Annotated in this window: 18 protein-coding genes and 1 tRNA gene; 14 read left to right on the top strand and 5 right to left on the bottom strand. The window is 38.2% G+C overall.

From position 1 onward, the window contains the following. Positions 1–248: hypothetical protein (locus H6F47_RS20995; protein WP_199291244.1), on the top strand; the 248-nt coding region annotated here is incomplete at its 5' end. On the opposite strand, the gene H6F47_RS20990 is transcribed toward H6F47_RS20995, so the two are convergent. The 3 genes from H6F47_RS20990 to H6F47_RS20980 form a co-directional block, all read right to left on the bottom strand. After that, complete coding sequence (locus H6F47_RS20990) at positions 175–4383, bottom strand: chemotaxis protein CheB (RefSeq protein ID WP_190650834.1); 4209 nt, start codon at positions 4381–4383, stop codon at positions 175–177. The genes H6F47_RS20995 and H6F47_RS20990 overlap by 74 nt on opposite strands. Positions 4384–4819: 436 nt before the next feature. Then, the gene (gene mazG, locus H6F47_RS20985; RefSeq protein ID WP_190347095.1) at positions 4820–5632 is read right to left on the bottom strand and encodes a nucleoside triphosphate pyrophosphohydrolase; all 813 of its coding nucleotides are present in this window, start codon (positions 5630–5632) and stop codon (positions 4820–4822) included. Between the two features lie 98 nt (positions 5633–5730). Continuing rightward, entirely contained in the window at positions 5731–6342 is a 612-nt protein-coding gene (locus H6F47_RS20980; RefSeq protein ID WP_190347096.1) for a metal-binding protein, read from the bottom strand. 255 nt (positions 6343–6597) lie between these two features. On the opposite strand from H6F47_RS20980, the gene H6F47_RS20975 reads away from it, so the two are divergent. The 10 genes from H6F47_RS20975 to H6F47_RS20935 all read left to right on the top strand — a co-directional run bounded on the left by H6F47_RS20975 (position 6598) and on the right by H6F47_RS20935 (position 16746). After that, positions 6598–6670, top strand: a tRNA-Val gene (locus H6F47_RS20975). 610 nt (positions 6671–7280) lie between these two features. Then, positions 7281–7535 carry a SemiSWEET transporter gene (locus tag H6F47_RS20970; protein ID WP_096567075.1) on the top strand — a complete coding sequence of 85 codons (255 nt, stop codon included), beginning with the start codon at positions 7281–7283 and terminating at the stop codon, positions 7533–7535. 215 nt (positions 7536–7750) lie between these two features. Next, on the top strand, positions 7751–9382 hold the full coding sequence (locus H6F47_RS20965; protein ID WP_190650832.1) for a radical SAM protein: 1632 nt from the start codon (positions 7751–7753) through the stop codon (positions 9380–9382). Positions 9383–9408: 26 nt separating this feature from the next. After that, complete coding sequence (locus H6F47_RS20960; protein WP_137668780.1) at positions 9409–9597, top strand: CPXCG motif-containing cysteine-rich protein; 189 nt, start codon at positions 9409–9411, stop codon at positions 9595–9597. 250 nt (positions 9598–9847) lie between these two features. After that, positions 9848–10297 carry an SRPBCC family protein gene (locus H6F47_RS20955; protein ID WP_096567069.1) on the top strand — a complete coding sequence of 150 codons (450 nt, stop codon included), beginning with the start codon at positions 9848–9850 and terminating at the stop codon, positions 10295–10297. Between the two features lie 244 nt (positions 10298–10541). Further along, positions 10542–10721 (top strand): ssl1498 family light-harvesting-like protein, encoded by a 180-nt coding sequence (locus H6F47_RS20950; RefSeq protein ID WP_137668679.1) that lies wholly within the window; start codon positions 10542–10544, stop codon positions 10719–10721. Positions 10722–10967: 246 nt separating this feature from the next. Continuing rightward, entirely contained in the window at positions 10968–13133 is a 2166-nt protein-coding gene (locus tag H6F47_RS20945) for a tetratricopeptide repeat protein (protein ID WP_190650830.1), read from the top strand. Positions 13134–13179: 46 nt separating this feature from the next. Beyond that, a complete protein-coding gene (locus H6F47_RS28630; RefSeq protein ID WP_277877169.1) occupies positions 13180–13302 on the top strand; it encodes a hypothetical protein in 123 nt (40 codons plus the stop codon). A 54-nt stretch (positions 13303–13356) separates the two neighbouring features. Next, the gene (locus tag H6F47_RS20940) at positions 13357–15237 is read left to right on the top strand and encodes an ABC transporter ATP-binding protein (protein ID WP_190650828.1); all 1881 of its coding nucleotides are present in this window, start codon (positions 13357–13359) and stop codon (positions 15235–15237) included. Between the two features lie 267 nt (positions 15238–15504). Continuing rightward, positions 15505–16746 (top strand): insulinase family protein, encoded by a 1242-nt coding sequence (locus H6F47_RS20935; protein WP_190650836.1) that lies wholly within the window; start codon positions 15505–15507, stop codon positions 16744–16746. On the opposite strand, the gene H6F47_RS20930 is transcribed toward H6F47_RS20935, so the two are convergent. Next, positions 16743–16949: a hypothetical protein gene (locus H6F47_RS20930; protein ID WP_190650825.1), complete on the bottom strand. Its 207-nt coding sequence runs from the start codon at positions 16947–16949 to the stop codon at positions 16743–16745. The two genes, H6F47_RS20935 and H6F47_RS20930, sit on opposite strands and share 4 nt — an antisense overlap. A gap of 19 nt (positions 16950–16968) precedes the next feature. On the opposite strand from H6F47_RS20930, the gene H6F47_RS20925 reads away from it, so the two are divergent. The 3 genes from H6F47_RS20925 to H6F47_RS20915 all read left to right on the top strand — a co-directional run bounded on the left by H6F47_RS20925 (position 16969) and on the right by H6F47_RS20915 (position 19680). After that, positions 16969–18243 carry a pitrilysin family protein gene (locus H6F47_RS20925; RefSeq protein ID WP_096567057.1) on the top strand — a complete coding sequence of 425 codons (1275 nt, stop codon included), beginning with the start codon at positions 16969–16971 and terminating at the stop codon, positions 18241–18243. A gap of 133 nt (positions 18244–18376) precedes the next feature. Continuing rightward, positions 18377–19210, top strand: a complete 834-nt coding sequence (locus tag H6F47_RS20920; protein ID WP_137668682.1) for a peptidoglycan-binding protein — start codon at positions 18377–18379, stop codon at positions 19208–19210. Between the two features lie 116 nt (positions 19211–19326). After that, positions 19327–19680, top strand: a complete 354-nt coding sequence (locus H6F47_RS20915) for a phage holin family protein (protein WP_096567052.1) — start codon at positions 19327–19329, stop codon at positions 19678–19680. Between the two features lie 86 nt (positions 19681–19766). Here the strand turns inward: H6F47_RS20915 and H6F47_RS20910 are convergent, their stop codons facing one another. Further along, a complete protein-coding gene (locus tag H6F47_RS20910; RefSeq protein WP_096567051.1) occupies positions 19767–20201 on the bottom strand; it encodes a cobalamin biosynthesis protein in 435 nt (144 codons plus the stop codon). Positions 20202–20389 lie beyond the last annotated feature (188 nt).

Raw genomic sequence — 20389 nt, 5'->3', positions numbered from 1 at the left:
CCCCAGTCCCCAGTCCCCAGTCACCAGTCACCAGTCCCCAGTCACCAGTCCCCAGTCACCAGTCCCCAGTCCCCAGTCACCAGTCCCCAGTCACCAGTCACCAGTCCCCAGTCACCAGTCACCAGTCCCCAGTCACCAGTCCCCAGTCCCCAGTCACCAGTCACCAGTCACCAGTCACCTATTTACCGACCTTTTCGCCAAAACAGCAACCACATTTACCAATTGATCCGGTTCAACGGGTTTATTAATATGCAATTCAAAACCTGCGGCTAAAGACTCTGCCTGTTCTGCTTCTCCCGTATAACCAGTCAGTGCAGCAGCAGGAATTTTCCCTCCCTGTTCGGCACTCAAAGCCCTAATTTGACGTATCAGTGCATAACCATCTTCTTCTGGTAAACCAATATCAGAGAGGATGACATCATACCCACCGGGATTAGTTTTGAGTATTGATAATGCCTCTTGTGCAGATGTAGCCTCTGTTACTTGAACATCGTAATCTTCCAGCACGATTTTAAATAATTGACGCAGGTCTGGTTCATCATCAACTATCAGCACCCGCACACCCGCTAAAGATGGGTAGGAAACAAGGTCAGCAGGTGCAGCAGGGAGGGTTGGTTCTGGAGTAACTGCTATATCACTCTCTTCCTGGTTAGTTTGCAGAGGTAGCCTGACGGTAAAAGTAGCACCTTGATCCTTACCTGGACTCGCTGCTTCTACAGTACCACCGTGGAGTTCTACCAAATGGCGCACTATTGCTAGTCCCAGTCCTAAGCCAGCATTTGATTTGCGTGTAGTGCTATCAGCTTGACGAAATCGGTCAAACACATAAGGGAGAAAATCAGCACTGATACCTAAACCAGTATCTTTAACTTGAATTTCCGCTTGATCATTAGTGTAATTGAGAGTAATATCAATGATTCCGCTATCAGGGGTAAATTTAATGGAATTAGAAAGTAAATTCCAGATGACCTGCTGTAAGCGAGTCGGATCTCCGATTAAGGTTCTGGGTGTAGGATCTAGTTGCGATTGAATTTGAATGTTTTTCTCTTCTGCGGACAAACGTACAACTTCTATGGCTGCGGAAATGACAGGTACAAGTTGAACAGGCTGATTATTGAGATGCAGTCTACCGGAACTAATGCGAGAAATATCTAATAAATCGCCAATTAGCAGGTTTTGAGCGTGGGCAGCCCGTTCAATAGCTTCTAATGCCTGATCTGTTTTCGTTTCATCAAGCTGATGTTTCCGTAGTAACTGCGTCCACCCCAACAGAGAATTAAGGGGATTTCGTAATTCATGGGAGAGAATGGATAAAAAATCATCCTTAGCTCGGTTAGCTGCTTCTGCTGCTGTTCTCGCTGACTGTTCTTGTTCTAAGAGTTGAGTCCGTTCTGCTTCTAAATGTTTCTGTTGGGTAATATCTTCAATTGCCAGGAGAATTAAAGGATCATTATCTATTTGCGGCATTTTTCGAGCATTGAGGCGCATGATTTTGTGTCCAATTTGCTCAAAATTATGCTTAACTTCCACATTTTCAAAATGGGTCTGTCCGGGGAGAATATGTTCTAAGAGCGATCGCAACTGGGGAATATTCCACTGGCCATTACCAATTTCATAAATCAGGCGATTTTCTGTTTCTTCTCGCACTACCTGGAATGTGTCATAGAAAAATTTATTGCCACTAACTACCCGTAAATTCATATCCAGCACCACTAAAGATTGGCGCACTGTATCTACTATTGCTTCTGCATAATCACGGGATGCTCTCAACTGTTCCGCAGTCCGTTTGATGGCATCAATATCCACCAAAATTACTACAGCACCATCAATTTTATTATCTATTGTCCGATAGGGTCTAATCCGTAAATCATACCAACGACCATCTTGATCCTGCACTTCCAAACTTTTCAAATTCAGGGTACTAATTACCTCTAAAATTTGTGCTTCTAAATCAGAAATATTTAATTTATGTTTAATATCACTTAATGGTCGTCCCACATCTGAAGGAATTAAGTTAAATACTGCTCCGGCTGCGGGAGTAAAGCGGCGAATCTGTAAATCACCACCTAACATGAGAATGGCAATCTGAATACTACTGAGCAGATTTTGTAAATCATTACTCACCTGATTTGATTCTACATTGCGCCGTTGCAATTCATCATTAATAGTATTCAATTCTTCATTAGTCGCCTGAATTTCTTCCTTAGCTGTTTCTAATTCTTCATTGGTACTTTGCAACTCTTCATTACTAGAGAGAATTTCCTCATTAGCTGCTCGCAAATCTTGATTACTGGCTTGTTGTTCCTCAATAATTGATTGCAAATAATCTTTAGTAGATTTTAATTCCTGTTGCAGAATAAAAATTTCTTGCTCATAACTATTTGCTTGCTGCGGCTCAGATTGAATATTACTACTTATTGGCGATATAGAGCTAACTGGAGTGGGTGTATCCTCAAATAAAATTAAAAAGAATTCTTCGTCTGATCCAGCAGATTGAAAGGGAACAACATTAATTTTCACCAGCCTAAGTTGATTTTCTGCCTTAACTTGTATCCCTTCCTGTGTAACTGGCATTTTTTGTTTTTTAGCCTGATGAATACTGCTACGTAAATCTAGCCGCAATTCTTCTCTGGCCATTTTTAGTAAATTAAAACTGGGTTTACCCGGTGCTGGTTGTAAATAGGGACTCGTCTGTCCTCGAAATTGCAAAATATCAAAATTATCGTTGATAATTACACCCACCGGTGAGAATTGATTTAACACAATTCTATCTGCTTCTTTTTGGATTTCCACATCATTTCCAAAACCTTCATTTTCTATCATTTGTAATTTAGCGGTTTCTACTGGATAGTTACGAGCCATTAAATCAATAGCTAATCGGGTAGCTGCAATTTTGCGAGCATAAATCTTGTACTTTTTATCTACCACAGTAAACAAATCCGTAAATTCGCCCACTGTTTCCGAAGTTCCTAACATCAAAAAACCTGTAGGTTTAAGACCATAATGAAAAATTGGCACGACCTTTTTCTGTACAGCAGCACCCAAATAAATCAGCACATTCCGACAAGTGATTAAATCCAGTCGGGAAAATGGCGGATCATTAATTAAGTTTTGTCTAGCAAAAACACACAGTTCTCTCACTGCTTTATTAATTTGATAGCCACCTTCTACCTGTACAAAAAAACGTTGTAATCTTTCTGGGGAAATATTCCCTACCTGGTTAGGTTTATAAATGCCGGCTCTGGCTTTTTCTATGGCTACTTCATTAATATCGGTCGCAAAAATTTGAATAGGGATATTAATTCCCTTGTTTGTTAAAAATTCTAGTAAGCAAATTGCAATAGAATAGGCTTCTTCACCTGTTGAACATCCAGCTACCCAAATCCTAATAGGATCATCGGTTTTGCGCTTGTTAATAATAGTGGGAAATATTTTAGTTTTTAAAGCTTCAAAAGCTTCTGCATCCCGAAAAAAACAGGTAACAGTAATTAAAACATCGTAATATAAGGCGGTAATTTCTGCCGGTTTATCCTGAAGATAATGCAGGTAATCTTCTAAATTATCCAGTCTATATAACATCATCCGGCGCTGAATCCGTCGCTTTAGGGTATTCTGCTTGTAATAGGAAAAGTCAACACCTGTCGCTGTCCTTAAAATCTGGAAAATCTTTAACAGTCCATCTTTTTCTTCTGGGACAACTTCAGTCTGTGTCACTGCTGTTGAGTGCTTGATATAGGGATGACTGCTAAGGTTGGCCAGTTTCTCAGCAATTTGTTGAGGAGTAAGGATAAAGTCTACATAACCTGAAGCTACCGCCGTATTCGGCATAGTGCTAACTTTTGCTGATTCCTCACACTGAGCAAAAGTAATACCACCTTCTGCCTTGATTCTTTCTAACCCCCTTGTTCCATCTCCATCACCCCCTGACAAGATAACTCCAATGGCTTTGTTTTTTAAATATTCTGCTAAGGAAAAAAAGAAACTATCCACTGTCATGGGTTGTTGATATGTTTTTTCACGGGGTTGAAGTTTTAATACCCCTTGATTAATGGTCATTGTCGCACCAGGGGGAATCACATAAATATGATTCGGTTCTACAGTCATTCCCTCTTGTACTTCAGTTACAGGTATTTGAGTTGTGCGGGACAGAATTTCTGTTAACATACTTTTTTGTTGGGGGTTCAAATGCTGAACTAGCACAAATCCCATACCCGTATCTGTGGGTAAATGACTCAATAATTGTGTAAATGCTTCTAATCCCCCCGCAGAAGCTCCAATACCGACAATTGGGAATAAATTGTTTTGTTTATCTTGCTCTTTTGGGGATTCTGTAGAGTTAGATTCTTTAGCTTGAGATTTTTTGCTATACCGATGAAAATTCATGTTATGCACCCAATTAAAACCGGGGTTATAATGTTTGTTTTTATGTTTGTTTTTAGCTTTTTTTAAGGGAAATTTAGTCAAACTCTTGATTCATTTCTATTTTCTTTGAAAATGTGTCAATATTACATATATTTCTATTATAGGCTTTTAGTGAGAAATTCTATAATTTCTCGACGTTGACAAGATAATCAGCAATAGGGAATAACCCATAGGGAATAATAAATATACAAAAATAATTCCTAACAAAATAATAGGAAATAATATAGATTTTGGCTGATAAGCTGTTACACAGCTAAATTGTATAATCCTAATATTCTGAACTCTTATTTAACAGGCAAGATGCCTGTTCCACTTATACAAATTAAATGCACAACAGCTTATTTAACTAACTTTAATCTAAAAATACACTTTTTCCCCAATCCCCAATCCCCAGTCCCTATTCTTTAGCTAGTTTAGCTTTTGCCTGTTGCCAGAGTGCATCCAATTCTGCTAAACTATAATCTGTTAAAGGACGATCTATGACATCTTCCATTTTTTGCAATCTTTGAATAAATCGTAAACTTGTACCTTGTAAACCTGCACTCGGATCAAGTTTATGCCATCTGGCTAATTGAATAATTGCGAATAATAAATCACCTAATTCTGATTCTTGTCTTTCCGGGGTTTCCTCAGCTAATGCTTGTTGAAATTCCCCTAATTCTTCGTGAAATTTATCCCAAACTTCCTCGATATTGTTCCACTCAAACCCTACAGCAGCAGCTTTTTCAGAAATTTTCATGGCTGCATTTAATGGGGGAAGACTGCGACGATAACGATCTAATTTATCACTCAATTTTTGCTTTTCTAAGGTTTCTCCTTTTTCCGCAGCTTTGATAGTTTCCCAATTTTGACGTACTTCTTCTACATTTTCTACTGTGACATCACCAAATACATGAGGATGACGACGAATTAATTTTTGAGAAATACCTTCGGCAATTTCTTTTAAAGTAAAATCACCATGTTCACTAGCTATTTGTGCTTGTAAAATTACCTGTAATAATAAATCTCCTAATTCTTCGGCGATCGCCTTTTTATCACCTGTTTGAATCGCGTCTACCACCTCATAAGCTTCTTCAATGATATACGGTGTCAGGCTTTCCGGCGTTTGTGCTAAGTCCCAAGGACAACCACCATCGGGCGATCGCAATTTTGCCACTATATCAATTAATTCTTGTAACGCTGCTAAAGTTTGATTGTGATTTTCTGCCATAATAAGTTAGAATTTTGTGCTTTTTATGTATTCTGCGGGTAAGTATTCAGCTATTAGTAATCAGCTTAAACCCTCCTGACTCCTGCCTCCTGCCTTCGTTAAGACTTAGTGCGGCTTTTGTTAGTTCTGGGTTGAGAACTACGTTTACCACGACTATTAACTTTACGCTTCTTTATTTTGCCACTGGGTAGCAATCCCTGTACACCTTGTTTTTGAAACCTTTTATAAGCTGAACCCGTCCAATCACTCAGAGAATGACTCATAGCACCAAGTTCACACCCCAAAAACAAAGCGAAAAATTCTCCATAATATATTGATATAGTCCGTCCCACACTTTTCCAAACTTCCCCCCAATTCAAAGCCACATTACCCAATTTAGCGAAAATCACCAAAACCAAAATCGCTACAACTGCTAAAAATGTGGTTAGATACACCACCCGCAAAGTAGTACCAATAATTGGACCGTGGGATAAAAAAGACCGATGACGCAGACTTTTTTGATAAGGTAGCCATATCCAACGCAAAAACCCCCAGCGTTGAAACTGACGAGAATAAATATCCAAGTCAGGACCAAACATCAAACCACCAAACATAAACCCACCAGCAACCAACAACGTCACACTACTGCTGCGAGTGGAAATTAAAGTGATACCTGCTACCACAGGTACAGACCAAATAGTAATGCGATCGTGTGTTTGTCCAGAAGGCATATTTTAAAAGTCAAAAGTCAAAAGTCAAAAGTCAAACTTCAGTATACCCAGATCCCTATACCCAGATCCCCGACTTCTGATCTTCATTGATAGTCTCTGGAGAAGATCAGTAGGGGTAATTCATGAATTACCCCCACGCAAGAATCAGGTTTTGAGTTGAATCTTGCCTAAGTCCTATTCCCCAAAAAAAATTTTTTCCCAACCCCTTGCAAAATTTAAAAAGCCTGTGCTATATTAATTAAGTCAGGAAAACACGGGCGGTTAGCTCAGTTGGTAGAGCGCCTGCCTTACAAGCAGGATGTCATCAGTTCGAGTCTGGTACTGCCCACTTCTTTATAAATGCTACTCTATGAGGTTTTTAGACCTTATAGAGTTTTGTTTTTACTATTGATTACTCGTTATACTCTAATTGGCTATGCCAATAGACCTCTCCAAAATAGAATGTATTAATTTGTCATAAGTTGTAGGGGCGAAGCTTATGGGCGATAATTTAACGGAAAAATCAGACATCTAGATATCCCATAAACTTCGACTGCCCCCATAAATAGGTTCCATAATTTTTTTTCTGGAGATGTCTAATATTCACAATCATCATCTGCTTTGAATAGATAATACAAATTTTCAAACATCCTCTAAGATTATCCACCCATGATCAAGACTATAATTTGTGAATTATTGGCAGATGAGTTGGCAGCGTTGCTGGGGCTAAAGAATAAGCTGTTGTGCATTTAATTTGTATAAGTGGAACAGGCATCTTGCCTGTTAAACAAGAGTTCAGAATATTAGGATTATACAATTTAGCTGTGTAACAGCTTATCTGAAAAAACAGAAGCAGAAAAAATAAATTATCCTATCTTGTCCCTTGTGGGATGGGCATCCTGACCGTTTGTAAACTGCTATATTATATGATAATATCTTAATTTTAACGATTCAAGAAAATGGATTTTATTAACACATTGGGATTAGCAGCAGGGACATTAACCACTATTGCGTTTTTACCGCAAATGTTCCAAACCTGGAAAACAAAATCAGCTAAGGATGTCTCTTTTGTGATGCTGATTACTTTTATGACTGGGTTGTTTTTGTGGTTGGTTTATGGGATGATTCTGGGTGCTGTACCGATTATTATGGCTAATGGGATAACTTTATTTTTAAATCTTATTATTCTCTGGTTGAAAATTAAATATAGATAGTATTTGTTCTGTAAGGGTTTAGTTTTGATAAACCCTTGCACTCGTTGAAGATGTAATTTGAAGATGTAATTTGAAGATGTATTTTCAGGAAGATTTAACGCAGATGAACGCAGATAAACGCAGATGAAATATTAATTTTGCAGATTGCCGCTGAATCTACTATTTTTTGCTAATTTGGTTTATAATTATATATAGATTACTTTTTATAAAGACCTGTGACATCATCTGTATTTGACTCGGAAAAGCTTTTATTTACCCCAGCAACCCCTAAAAATGACGCTATTCCTTTAATTTTCGCTTTCCCCAATGAGTACACTGTGGGTATAACCAGTCTTGGTTATCAGGTGGTTTGGGCAACTTTAGCGATGCGTGATGATTTACAGGTGAGTCGTTTATTTACTGATATTCAAGAACAACTTCCTAGACATCCAGAAATTTTGGGTTTTTCTATGTCTTGGGAATTAGATTATGTGAATATTTTTAATCTTTTGGAATCTTTAAATATTCCTCTGCGTGCAAGCAATAGAACCGAAAATCATCCTCTCGTTTTTGGTGGTGGTCCGGTTTTGACTGCTAACCCTGAACCTTTTGCCGATTTTTTTGATGTGGTTTTGTTGGGTGATGGGGAAATTTTATTAAGTAGTTTTATTGATGCTTATCAAGAAGTTAGAAACGCAACACGGAAAGTTAAATTAAACAGGTTAGCGCAAGTTCCGGGAATTTATATTCCTAGTTTATATGATGTTGAATATGCTAGTGATGATGGAGAAATAAAATCTATTCATCCTCTTGATAGTCATATTCCCGCAGTTATTCAAAAGCAAACTTATCGAGGAAATACCCTTTCTGCTTCTACTGTTGTTACTGAAAAAGCAGCTTGGGAAAATATTTTTATGGTGGAAGTGGTGCGGAGTTGTCCTGAAATGTGCCGCTTTTGTTTAGCGAGTTATTTAACTTTACCTTTTAGAACTGCGAGTTTAGAAAAATCTTTAATTCCTGCTATTGAACAAGGTTTAAAAGTTACTAACCGTCTGGGTTTATTGGGTGCTTCGGTGACACAACATCCTGAATTTTCTGAGTTATTAGATTATATAAGTCAACCAAAATATGATGATGTGCGTTTGAGTGTTGCTTCAGTAAGAACGAATACGGTTACAGAAAAGTTAGCTGCAACTTTAGCAAAACGTGATACTCGTTCTTTGACTATTGCTGTAGAAAGTGGTTCGGAAAATTTACGTCAAATTATTAATAAAAAATTAGATAATGAGGAAATTATCCAAGCTGCTGTCAATGCGAAAGCTGGGGGTTTATCTAGTTTAAAATTATATGGGATGGTGGGTATTCCGGGGGAAGAATCGGAAGATTTAGATGCTACGGTAGCAATGATGAAAGCTGTTAAAAAAGCTGCTTTTGGTTTGCGGTTAACTCTAGGGTGTAGCACTTTTGTACCTAAGTCACACACTCCTTTTCAGTGGTTTGGGGTAAATAAACAATCTGAAAAGCGGTTACAATTTTTACAAAAACAGCTAAAACCCCAAGGTATAGATTTTCGTCCCGAAAGTTATAATTGGTCAATTATACAAACTTTGTTATCGAGAGGCGATCGCAGACTTTCCCATCTGTTAGAATTAACTCGTGGTTTTGGTGATTCTTTGGGAAGTTATAAACGTGCTTTTAAAGAGTTAAAAGGGAAAATTCCCGATTTAGATTTTTACGTTTATAGTCATTGGTCAACAGAGAAAATTTTACCTTGGAATCACTTGCAAGGACCTTTACCACAGTCTACACTAATAAAACATTTACATGAAGCAACGAGTCATTTTCGTTCTGCTTCCCCAGTTAAATAAAGACTGAAAATTACACATTGAAAAAAATGCAAAATACATCAGAATTTTATTGTGCTTATTGTGGTGAAGAAAACACAACTTTTATTGATATTAGTGCAGGAATGCTGCAAAATTATGTAGAAGATTGTCAAGTTTGTTGTCGTCCCAATATTTTGTATATCAGAATTGATGAAGATACACTGGATATTGAAATAGACACCGAATATGAAGGTTAATTAGGGTTTGCTGAGAAAGTCTTTCCGTGAGGGCATAGGAGTCAGGAGTCAGGAGTCAGGAGTCAGGAGGAGATTTGAAAATTTCTTTGCCATCTCTTGAAATCCCAAAAAATGCACACTTTTTCCGGTATACCCTTCAAAACCCTTGCACTAATTTCTGTGTTTATCAGCCTCTAACCTTTGATATATCAAGGTTTTAGGTTTATTCAGCAAACCCTAATTAAAGGTTAAAGTGAAGGTTTTTCGTTTCATGCTGTACTTTACTCATTCTTCTATTATTAACGCACCTGTCGAAGTAGTTTGGAAATTCCATGAAAGACAAGATATTTTACAGCTACTTACCCCACCTTGGCAACCTGTACAGGTATTGCGTCGAGAAGGGGGACTTGATGAGGGTGCAATAACTGAGTTTAAATTATTTATTGGACTTTTACCTTTAACTTGGTTAGCGCGTCATACAGATTTTGAACAATATCGGTTGTTTACTGATGTACAAATATCGGGACCTTTTGAGTCTTGGGTGCATCGTCATGAGTTTACAGCAGAAGATGGAAAGACTAGATTAACTGATAATATTTCTTATTCTATGCCTGGTGGTGATGGAGTGGAATTTGTCAGTGGTTGGTTAATTCAATTGCAGTTAGAAGCGATGTTTCGTTATCGGCATTTTATTACGAAACGGGAATGTGAGTCACAATAGCTGCTAATCAATTATCCAGATTTAGGGATAGTTGTGTTAATTTTTATAGCAATTTGTAAAACTTTGTATCAACTTTTGGCTCTGGAGAAGTAACTGAACTTTAAAAAGCTTAATATCTATATCTTCAGCTTTTTTCATAAGTTGGGGATATATCTATTTCCTATTTTACAGTTATTACAAATCAAATCTAGTTGCTATATAATGAATGCACATTAAATAAAAGAAGATAACAAGGAACAACTTCATGCCCTATACCAACGAAGAAGGCGGTCTTCTCAATAATTTTGCCCAAGAACCCAAGGTTTATCAAGCAGAACCACCTACGGATGGACAAAAGCGCAATTATATTATTTTAGGAATTGCTGCTGCTCTTTTGGTAGGTGGTTTAATTTTTGTCGCCTTTACCGTGTCCAATGTCAACTAAAAACAAAAGCAAAATAATTTAATAAAATTTAATGTTTTCAGATTTTCAGGTTTCCATCTCAGGAGTAACCTGATTTTTTTTATTTTTTGCTAAGATCAAAGAGAAGTTAAGTATAAATATATACGTCTATTGTGATTAAACCTGGAAAACTTGATTCATCCTGAAAAAAATACATTTACCTGAAATCAGAATTAAGGAGATTTTTCAATCAGTTATGTATATTGTATTTAGGCTGTTGTAGCCACTATGAGCGTGAATGAAACTTTAACTACAGATATTTTTACCTTGAATCGGCAAGTATATCAACGCCTAAAATTTGCTCTGAGTATAGGTTTGCGACGACAAATATTTTTTGCCGTATGTGATGACTTACACTTGAGAAATCAAGTAGCTACTCGGTTGCATTCTACCTTGGCTTATCCAGTCGGGCAAGTGTTATATCACCCAGTAGAGACAGAGGGAATTAGCACTCCAGCTTATCCACGATTAGTCACATTGCGACTTAATTTAAATGATCCCAATCCCATAGCGCAGATAAATCAATGGTTAGCTAATTATCCCCCTCCTGTGGTTGGGGAATCAAAAGACAGTCCTGGCCGTCCTTTACCAATACCAGCATTTCAGATTGTAGGTGTGGAACTGCTGACGAAACAATCAGTAGCGGTACAGCGTTTGTTTCTGCACTATCTTCGATTAAGTGAACAGTATTTTGCTAACCAAGAAACCAGTTCATTTTTAGAATCTAGTTTATTGTTTTGGGTTCCTCGTCCTTGGTTGTATGCTATTCAGCAATCAGCACCGAAATTTTGGCAATGTCGAACTGGTGTATTTATATTTACTGGAGAACCAACACCAACGTTAGAAAATCGCAGTTATCCAGAAAATTTCTCTAGTTTGCGAAGTGTTGATTTAGGCAATCTAGAAAAATCAGTTGTTGATAAATCAATCACCTCACAAGAGGAGATTAACAAGGCTATTGAAGAATTTAATTTTACTGAAGATGATGATTTTTTTGAAGATACTTCTGTAAGTCTAGAATATGAATCACAGCCATCATCGACAACATCTACCAAGGAAGATATTATACCTGAGCTTTCATCTTTCTTGCATATTAGTGGTGAATTGATTTCACTATTCAAAGAATCACTAAATCCGAATCTTGCTGAAGATGTAGAGGAAAACTTACAACCAAAACAACTACTTTGGGAAATTGAAAAATTAAAAATTCAGCAAGCTTCTGGGGAAGAACTCGCAGTAGCTTATCACAAATTAGGAACGTTATATCGGTTACGTATTGAACAGGGACAGTCAAGTTTAGAAAACTTGATGGTAGCTATTATTGCCTATCAGGAAGCTGTTAGCTATGATGATACTTCACCCCAACTTCCAGATACTTTAAATGATTTGGGAACACTATATTGGATGTTGCACCGCACACCAGGAAGTAGTGAAGAAGCAAAAACTTATATCCAGCAGGGAATAGAATTTTATCAGTTAGCCATCAAACTGATTACACCTGATAGTCAACCGGAAATTTATGCCCGTGTACAAAATAATTTAGCCACAGCTTATGGTGATTTAACAAGGTTTTCTAACCCGGTGGAAAATTGGCAGGAAGCAGTTAAAGCTTACAATGAAGCACTGCGCTACCGCACCGAAGAAATTGATCCTTTAAAATATGCTGCTTGCCAAAATAACTTGGGGACTGCATACTGGCATTTAGGACAATATAGTGATCCTGTGGAACATCTCAAAAAAGCGATCGCAGCTTATAATTTCGCACTTGCTCACTATCAACCTGAAGATGAACCAATTAAATATGGTATGATTCAAAATAACATCGGTACTGCTTATTGGAATTTATCTCAATATGAAACACCATTGGAAAATTTACAATTAGCAGTTGATTTTTACCGGGAAGCTTTGAAATATCGGACACCAAATAATATTCCTGCTGCTTGTGCTGCTACCAAGAATAATCTGGCTACTGCTTATTGGCATATAGCAAATTTACCACAAGTAACTAAGGACATTCGCCAAAATTTCCTACAATTGTGCATCAAGACTTATGAAGAAACTCTCACACTGGCTAATTCTCTAAATCAGATTAATTTCAGTTTTGATGTTTTGGCAACACAGAATAACTTGGCTTTAGCCCATTATCAATTAGTTACAGATCCATCTTTCAAGGGTGATAAAAAAATTATTTCTCAGCATTTAGAAGCATCTTTAGATAATCATGTACAAGCTTTGGGCAGATTGGTAAAAAACACAGAAGGTTATCACACAACTTTCAACCATATAGTCAAAATAATTCGCACTTTTCATAATGAGTTAGGTATCCAAGGTCAAAATTTGGCTTTATCTAAAGTTCCCGGTAATTTGATTCCAGATATTTTACCTAAGTTATAGGTGATTGGTGATTGGTGATTGGTGATTGGTGATTGGTGATTGGTGATTGGTGATTGGGAATAATATTACCCATTACCCATTACCCATTACCCATTACCCATTACCCATTACCCATTACCCATTACCAAACCTCACAGATATGATCACTATTTCAACGGACTTGATATAAAATAGTCTTTTATACTCTGTTCCCTATTCCCTCATTAATTACTAACCCAGACTTATGAGAGAGACTTTTCTAGAGGTTCGCAATCTACAAGTTGAATTTTCCGGTGATGGTAGTCAGATGAAAGCTGTGGATGATATCAGCTTTAATTTACGTCGTGGTGAGACTCTAGGAATAGTGGGAGAGTCTGGAAGTGGTAAATCGGTGACAGCACTGGCAATTATGGGTTTGTTGCAATATCCCGGTAAGGTGAGTGGGGGAGAGATTTTGTTTCGTCCCCAGGAAAATGCTAAACCTCTGGATTTATTAGCTTTACCTGCTGAAGAAATGCAGCTTTACCGGGGTGGAGATATGGCGATGATTTTCCAAGAACCCATGAGTTCTTTAAACCCAGTTTATAACATTGGTTTTCAGCTAACAGAAGCAATTATGCGACATCAAAAAGTTAGTATAACTGAAGCCAAAAGAATTGCGATCGCAGGTTTACAAGAAGTTAAACTTTTACCTAGTGATGAGAAAATACAACAGCAATATCTTGATAATTGGCATTTAACTCACCCAAAAACACCTCTACACAGTGATTTTCAGTTAGCGCAATTAGTGAAGGAACATAAAGCAGCAATGTTAGAACGTTTCCCTCATGAACTTTCTGGAGGTCAGTTACAAAGGGTAATGATTGCAATGGCAATTTCTTGTAATCCATCACTGTTAATTGCTGATGAACCGACTACAGCTTTAGATGTAACTGTACAAGCAACAATTATTGATTTGATGCGAGAATTACAACAAAGCCGCGACATGGGGATGATTTTTATTAGTCATGATTTGGGCTTAATTTCTGAAATTGCTGATCAAGTTGCAGTAATGTATAAAGGTAAAATTGTTGAATATGGTTCAGCAGCACAAATATTTACTTATCCTCAACATCCATATACTAAAGGTTTAGTCGCTTGTCGTCCGACTCTTAACTGTCGTCCTCAAAAATTGTTGACTGTTTCTGATTACATGATTGTTGAGGAAAATGCCAACGGTCAAGTTATAATTCAAGCCAAAGAGCCAGCACAACCACCAGAAGTTACTAAAGAAGAAATTAACACAAGATTAGAAAATCTCATCACACAAAAACCACTTTTACAAATTGATAATCTGAAAGTTGGGTTTCCGATTCGGGGAGTTTTTGGAGGCACAAAACGTTATCATTTAGCGGTAAATGGCGTTTCCTTTGCAGTTTATCCAGGAGAAACTTTGGGATTGGTAGGAGAATCAGGTTGTGGTAAAACTACTTTAGGTAGAACCTTATTAAGATTGATTCAACCAATGGCTGGTAAAATTATTTTTGATGGGCAAAATATCACTTATCTCCAAGGAGAAAGGCTACAGAAATTAAGACGTAAAATGCAAATAGTGTTTCAAAATCCCTTTAGTTCTCTTGACCCAAGAATGAAAATTGGGGAAGCGATTATGGAACCTTTATTAATTCATTCTGTGGGAGAAACCAAACAACAAAGAAAAGCAAGAGCAGCAGAACTTTTAGAAAGAGTGGGATTAAGTGCTGATGATATGAAACGCTACCCCCATCAATTTTCTGGTGGTCAACGTCAACGCATTTGTATTGCTCGTTCTTTAGCTTTAAATCCCAAGTTTATTATTTGCGATGAATCAGTTTCCGCTTTGGATGTTTCCGTACAAGCGCAAGTTTTGAACTTGTTAAAAGAACTGCAACAAGAATTTCAATTGACTTATATTTTTATTTCCCATGATTTAAGTGTGGTCAAATTTATGAGCGATCGCATTTTAGTCATGAATCAAGGTAAAATAGTTGAATCAGGTACAGCAGAAAGTATTTATCGTCAACCAAAAGAAGAATATACACAAAAATTAATTGCTGCTATCCCTACAGGTAGTCCTGAACGCATGAAAAACCGCGATTTAAATTAAAGAACGTCGGGGGAAATGGGGAGGTATCAAGTCAAAAGTCAAAAGTCAAAAGTCAAAAGTCAAAATTAATAACTCCCGTTCCCAATCACCAATCACCAATCACCAATCACCAATCACCGTCTGCAATTTAGCTAACAGCAAAAAAAATCTGTATACCTTGATACAAAAACAAATAAAATTTAGAGTTAAAATGGCCAAAATAGGTCAAATAGTGATTGAACCTACAAAAAATTGACAAACTACATACTTAACAAAATACCTAACACAGTGTTTCCAGCCTCGGTTTTGCGCCTAGACAACGGTTTGACATTTATTCATCAGGAGATACCCGCTACCCCTGTAGTAGTGGCAGATGTTTGGGTGCGTGCGGGAGCAAACTTAGAACCAGAACCGTGGTTTGGCATGGCGCACTTTTTGGAACACATGATATTTAAAGGTACAGCCACCTTAGCACCAGGGGAATTTGATTATAACATTGAAAAAATGGGTGGTGTAAGTAATGCAGCAACGAGCCATGATTATGCACATTACTACCTAGCTACAGCTACCCCTTACCTAGCAGACACCTTACCCCAATTAGGCGAACTATTGCTAAATGCAGCAATTTCCGCAGATGAATTTATTCGGGAACGAGATGTAGTATTAGAAGAAATTCGTGCTTGTGCAGATGATCCTGATGCCATAGGATTTGAAGCACTACTGAAAAACGTCTATCAAAACCACCCTTATGGACGTTCTATATTAGGTACTGAGCATGATTTAATGCAGCATTCACCAGAAGCGATGCGGTGTTTTCATCGTTCCCACTACCAACCAGAAAACATGACAGTAGTAGTTGTAGGGGGAGTGGAACAGGAAAGAGCTTGGGAAATTGTCAATAGAACATTTACAGAATTTAGTGATGACGCAAATTTTCCTGTATCTGAGAAAATAGCACCACCAATAATTACAGGCATTCAAAAACAGGAGTTAATATTACCACGCCTAGAGCAAGCGCGGTTAATGATGGCTTGGGTAGCACCAGGAGTAGAACAACTCAAAGATGCAAATGGTTTAGATTTGCTATCAGTAATATTAGCACAAGGAAGAACTTCCCGGTTAGTGCATGACTTACGAGAAGACAAACAACTGGTACAAGCAATTTGCAGTAATTTTTCCCTACAACAAGAGTCAAGTTTATTGACAATTACCGCTTGGTTAGAACCAGAATATCTGGATAGAGTAGAGAATTTAATTCAGGAGCATTTACACCATTTGCAAACAACAGGTATTAGCGAGCAAGAACTGAAGCGCACGCAAATATCACTTTGTAATGATTATGCCTTTGCAACGGAAACACCAAATCAGTTAACATCTCTTTATGGTTACTATAATACAATAGCCCAAGCTGAACTAGCCGTTACCTACCCACAGCAAATTCAGTCCTTTGATACTCAAGAACTGCAAAAATTAGCACAAAATTATCTTTCACCGCAAAATTACGCAGTTACTATTCTCAAGCCATATTAGTGACTGGGGACTGGTGACTGGTGACTGGTGACTGGTGACTGGTGACTGGTGACTGGTGACTGGGGACTGGTGACTGGTGACTGGGGACTGGTGACTGGGTTATTAGCTTTCCCTGCTTCCCCTGCTTCCCCTACCTCCTGCTTCCTGACTCCTGACTCCTGACTCTTGCCTCCTGCCTTCTGCCTCCTGCCTCCTTCCATCATTAACCTGTTAAAAGCAAGAATGCAAAATATAAATAATTCTCAGACTTCTATCTATCGCACCGTATTACCAAATGGCATTGTTTTATTGGTAGCAGAAAACCCAGCAGCGGATATTATTGCGGGGAGAATTTTTGTCCGTGCTGGTAGCTGTTATGAAAAAGTAGAAACCGCAGGTTTAGCACATTTGTTATCAGCAGTGATGACAAAAGGTTGTGATGGTTTATCTAGCTTAGAAATTGCTGAAAAAGTCGAGTCTGTGGGTGCGAGTTTAAGTATAGATGCAGGTACTGATTATTTTTTGCTGTCGTTGAAAACAGTAACTGCTGATTTTGCAGAAATTTTAGCATTGTCTGGTTTGTTATTGCGATCGCCCACATTTCCCAAAAATCAAATCGAACTAGAAAAACGGTTAGCACTGCAAGACATTCGCTCCCAAAAAGAGCAACCTTTTAACCTCGCTTTTGAACAAATGCGACAAGCAATGTACCAAGAACACCCTTATTCTCGGTCGGTTTTAGGTACAGAAACCACTCTTAGTAGTATCAATAGTTCAGACTTAGCAGAATTTCACCAAGTTCATTTTCGTCCAGATAACATAGTAATTAGTATTGCTGGACGCATTACACCAGAAGCAGCACAAGAATTAGTCACAAAAGTTTTTGGTGATTGGCAACCACCAGAGCAACCACGGCATATACTAGATTTACCCGCTATTTCTGTTACACCAAAATCTTGTCTCAAACCTTTAAATACACAACAGTCAATTGTGATGTTGGGTTATATGGGTCCATCAGTCAGCGCCCCTGGATACCCCGCTCTCAAATTGTTAGCTACATACCTGGGAAATGGGCTTTCTAGCCGCTTATTTGTGGAATTACGAGAAAAAAGAGGTTTAGCCTATGAAGTCTCTGCTATTTACTCTACACGCCTGTTTCCCGCCTCATTTATAGTGTATATGGGGACAGCACCAGAAAATACCAGTATAGCTCTCGCAGGATTGCGCCAAGAAGTAGAAAGACTGTGTAATACAGAACTATCTGCGGAGGAACTACAAACAGCTAAAAATAAAATCTTGGGACAGTATGCCCTCGGTAAACAAACTAACGGACAAATTGCTCAAATATACGGTTGGTATGAAATTCTAGGTTTAGGAATAGAATTTGACCATGAATTTCCTGAACTCATCAACAAAGTCAGTCCTAAGTTAGCAATGACAGCAGCTAATAGTTATTTACAGGAACCTTTTGTGTCTTTAGTTGGTCAAGAAGAAGCAATTAAATCAGTTATCAGTTAACAGTCATCAGTCAAAAACCTTACACTTTTCTGGGCGGACAGAAATGAAAAAATGTCTTTAATTCTCCTACTGACTCCTGACTCCTGCTATCAAAAACTGTAAGATGAGCATAAGAATATCCCAGGTAGATGATATGAAATATCACTTGATAAAGAGTATTTACCACTACTCAAGACAAAAACAGTCTTATTACTTACTTTTATTTTCCGTTACACCTTTACTGTTTGCCTCCTCTGCTAGAGTATCAATAGCAGCACCTGTAGAAATTGCCCAAGTCAGTACAGTAGGTAACATCAACCGCCCTACTTTGCAAATAGGTAGTCAAGGTGAACGAGTCTCAGAACTGCAAGCAGCACTGACACTGTTAGGCTTTTATACAGGTGCAGTAGATGGCGTTTATCAAGAAGGTACAGCTAGGGCTGTTTCTCGGTTTAAACAAGCAGCGGGCTTAAATCCAGATGGTATTGTAGATACTCTTACTTGGCAAAGACTTTTCCCTAATGTATCAACCGTTGCTGCCAATACCTTGCCATCTGTTGTCCCAACAACCACCAGTAATAATTTGAGTAATAATTTGAGAGTTCCTGCTCAACCCAATAGAAACACTAGGGTTAATAACGCCACAGTTGTACCAAAACCGAATCCTCCCAAACCAACGACAACTGCCCAAAATAAGCCTAACACCAGCTTTCAGCCGACTCCGCCCAATCAGCGAAATCCTAAGATTCAATATACTACAGCCGGATGGCCTATTTTGCGTTTAGGCAACACAGGCTCGGAAGTAACCAAATTACAAAGACTACTACAAACCTTGGGATTTTTCAAAGGTGGTATAGATGGAGACTTTGGTGCTGGAACTGAAGCAGCAGTCAAAGCTGCTCAAGTTCGTTATGGGTTACAACCAGATGGCGTGGTTGGTGCAGCTACTTGGGAAGCTTTCGTGCGGCGACTACCCAAGCAACGTTGAAAAAATTAAAAATTCACAATAGCTGCATTGAGTTTGAGGATATCAACTGTAGAATCAATCTAAAATCCAAAATCCAAAATCCAAAATCTAAAATCTAAAATCCAAAATTGGATGAAATGAAACACTTTTTATTAACTTGGCTGGGTACAGCGTTAGCATTATTGGTAACATCTCAAATTGTACCAGGTTTCATTATCAAGACTTTTGTAGCGGCCTTGGGTGCTGCTATTATCATCGGGTTGGTAAATGCCATCATTCGCCCAATTTTGAGTTTGTTAGCATTTCCCATTACCCTGATTACTTTTGGTTTATTTACCTTTGTCATCAATGCTTTAACTCTGTGGTTAGCAAGTGCTATCACTCCCGGTTCAGGTTTTGAAATTCAGGGTTTTATACCTGCTTTTCTCGGCTCTATTGTACTGGCAATTGTTTCCAGTATTATTAATTATGTACTGAGAGTAGTAGATTGAAGAAGGCAGAAGACATTTAGGTGACAGGCAGGTGACAGGTGACAGGTGACAGTAATACAAAGTCAGCAAAAAAGTTAATTTTTACTCTACACTCTACATCCTGCAACTGCTATAGTCACTGCTCCCACTTCCCCTGGTAAACGGAAAATTTGCTTGGGAACTAATAAACTCACTGCTGAAGTATTATGAGATGCTGCTAAAATAGCTGCTGCTTCTGCTACACTCGGTGTTCCTACTGTTTCTGTAATTATTTTCCCAGGGTTGGGAACACTGACACCAGCTAAGACTTCTGCGGTGAAGGTTTTGAGAGGTAAATTATGTATTCGGCAAAATTCTCTTACACCCAATTCTGAAGCTTTAATATCAATGCTGGCAATACCCGCAAGATCGGTATAAGCAAGCTGATATGTTTGAAAAGTTCTCTCAATTGCTATATCAATTAACTCGGAAGAAATTCCTTTTTGACAACCCATACCCACCCATAAGGAGTTTACTAGTTGTTGCACAGATGCGGTAATCATAAATAATCACCCGAACTTACAGCTATTTTCAGGTAAATGAACTACATCTTGATTCAGGTTTCGCGCAAAGGAAGAAAGAAATTAATTTAGGGGTTGCTGAGAAAGTCTTTCCGTGAGGGCATAGGAGTCAGGAGTCAGGAGTCAGGAGTCAGGAGAAGATTTGAAAATTTCTTTGCCATCTCTTGAAA

The sequence above is a fragment of the Sphaerospermopsis sp. FACHB-1094 genome, from assembly GCF_014696195.1.
Taxonomy (GTDB): domain Bacteria; phylum Cyanobacteriota; class Cyanobacteriia; order Cyanobacteriales; family Nostocaceae; genus Sphaerospermopsis; species Sphaerospermopsis kisseleviana.
Note: the sequence above shows the minus strand (reverse complement) of the source record. Positions and strands in the feature narration are given on the sequence as shown.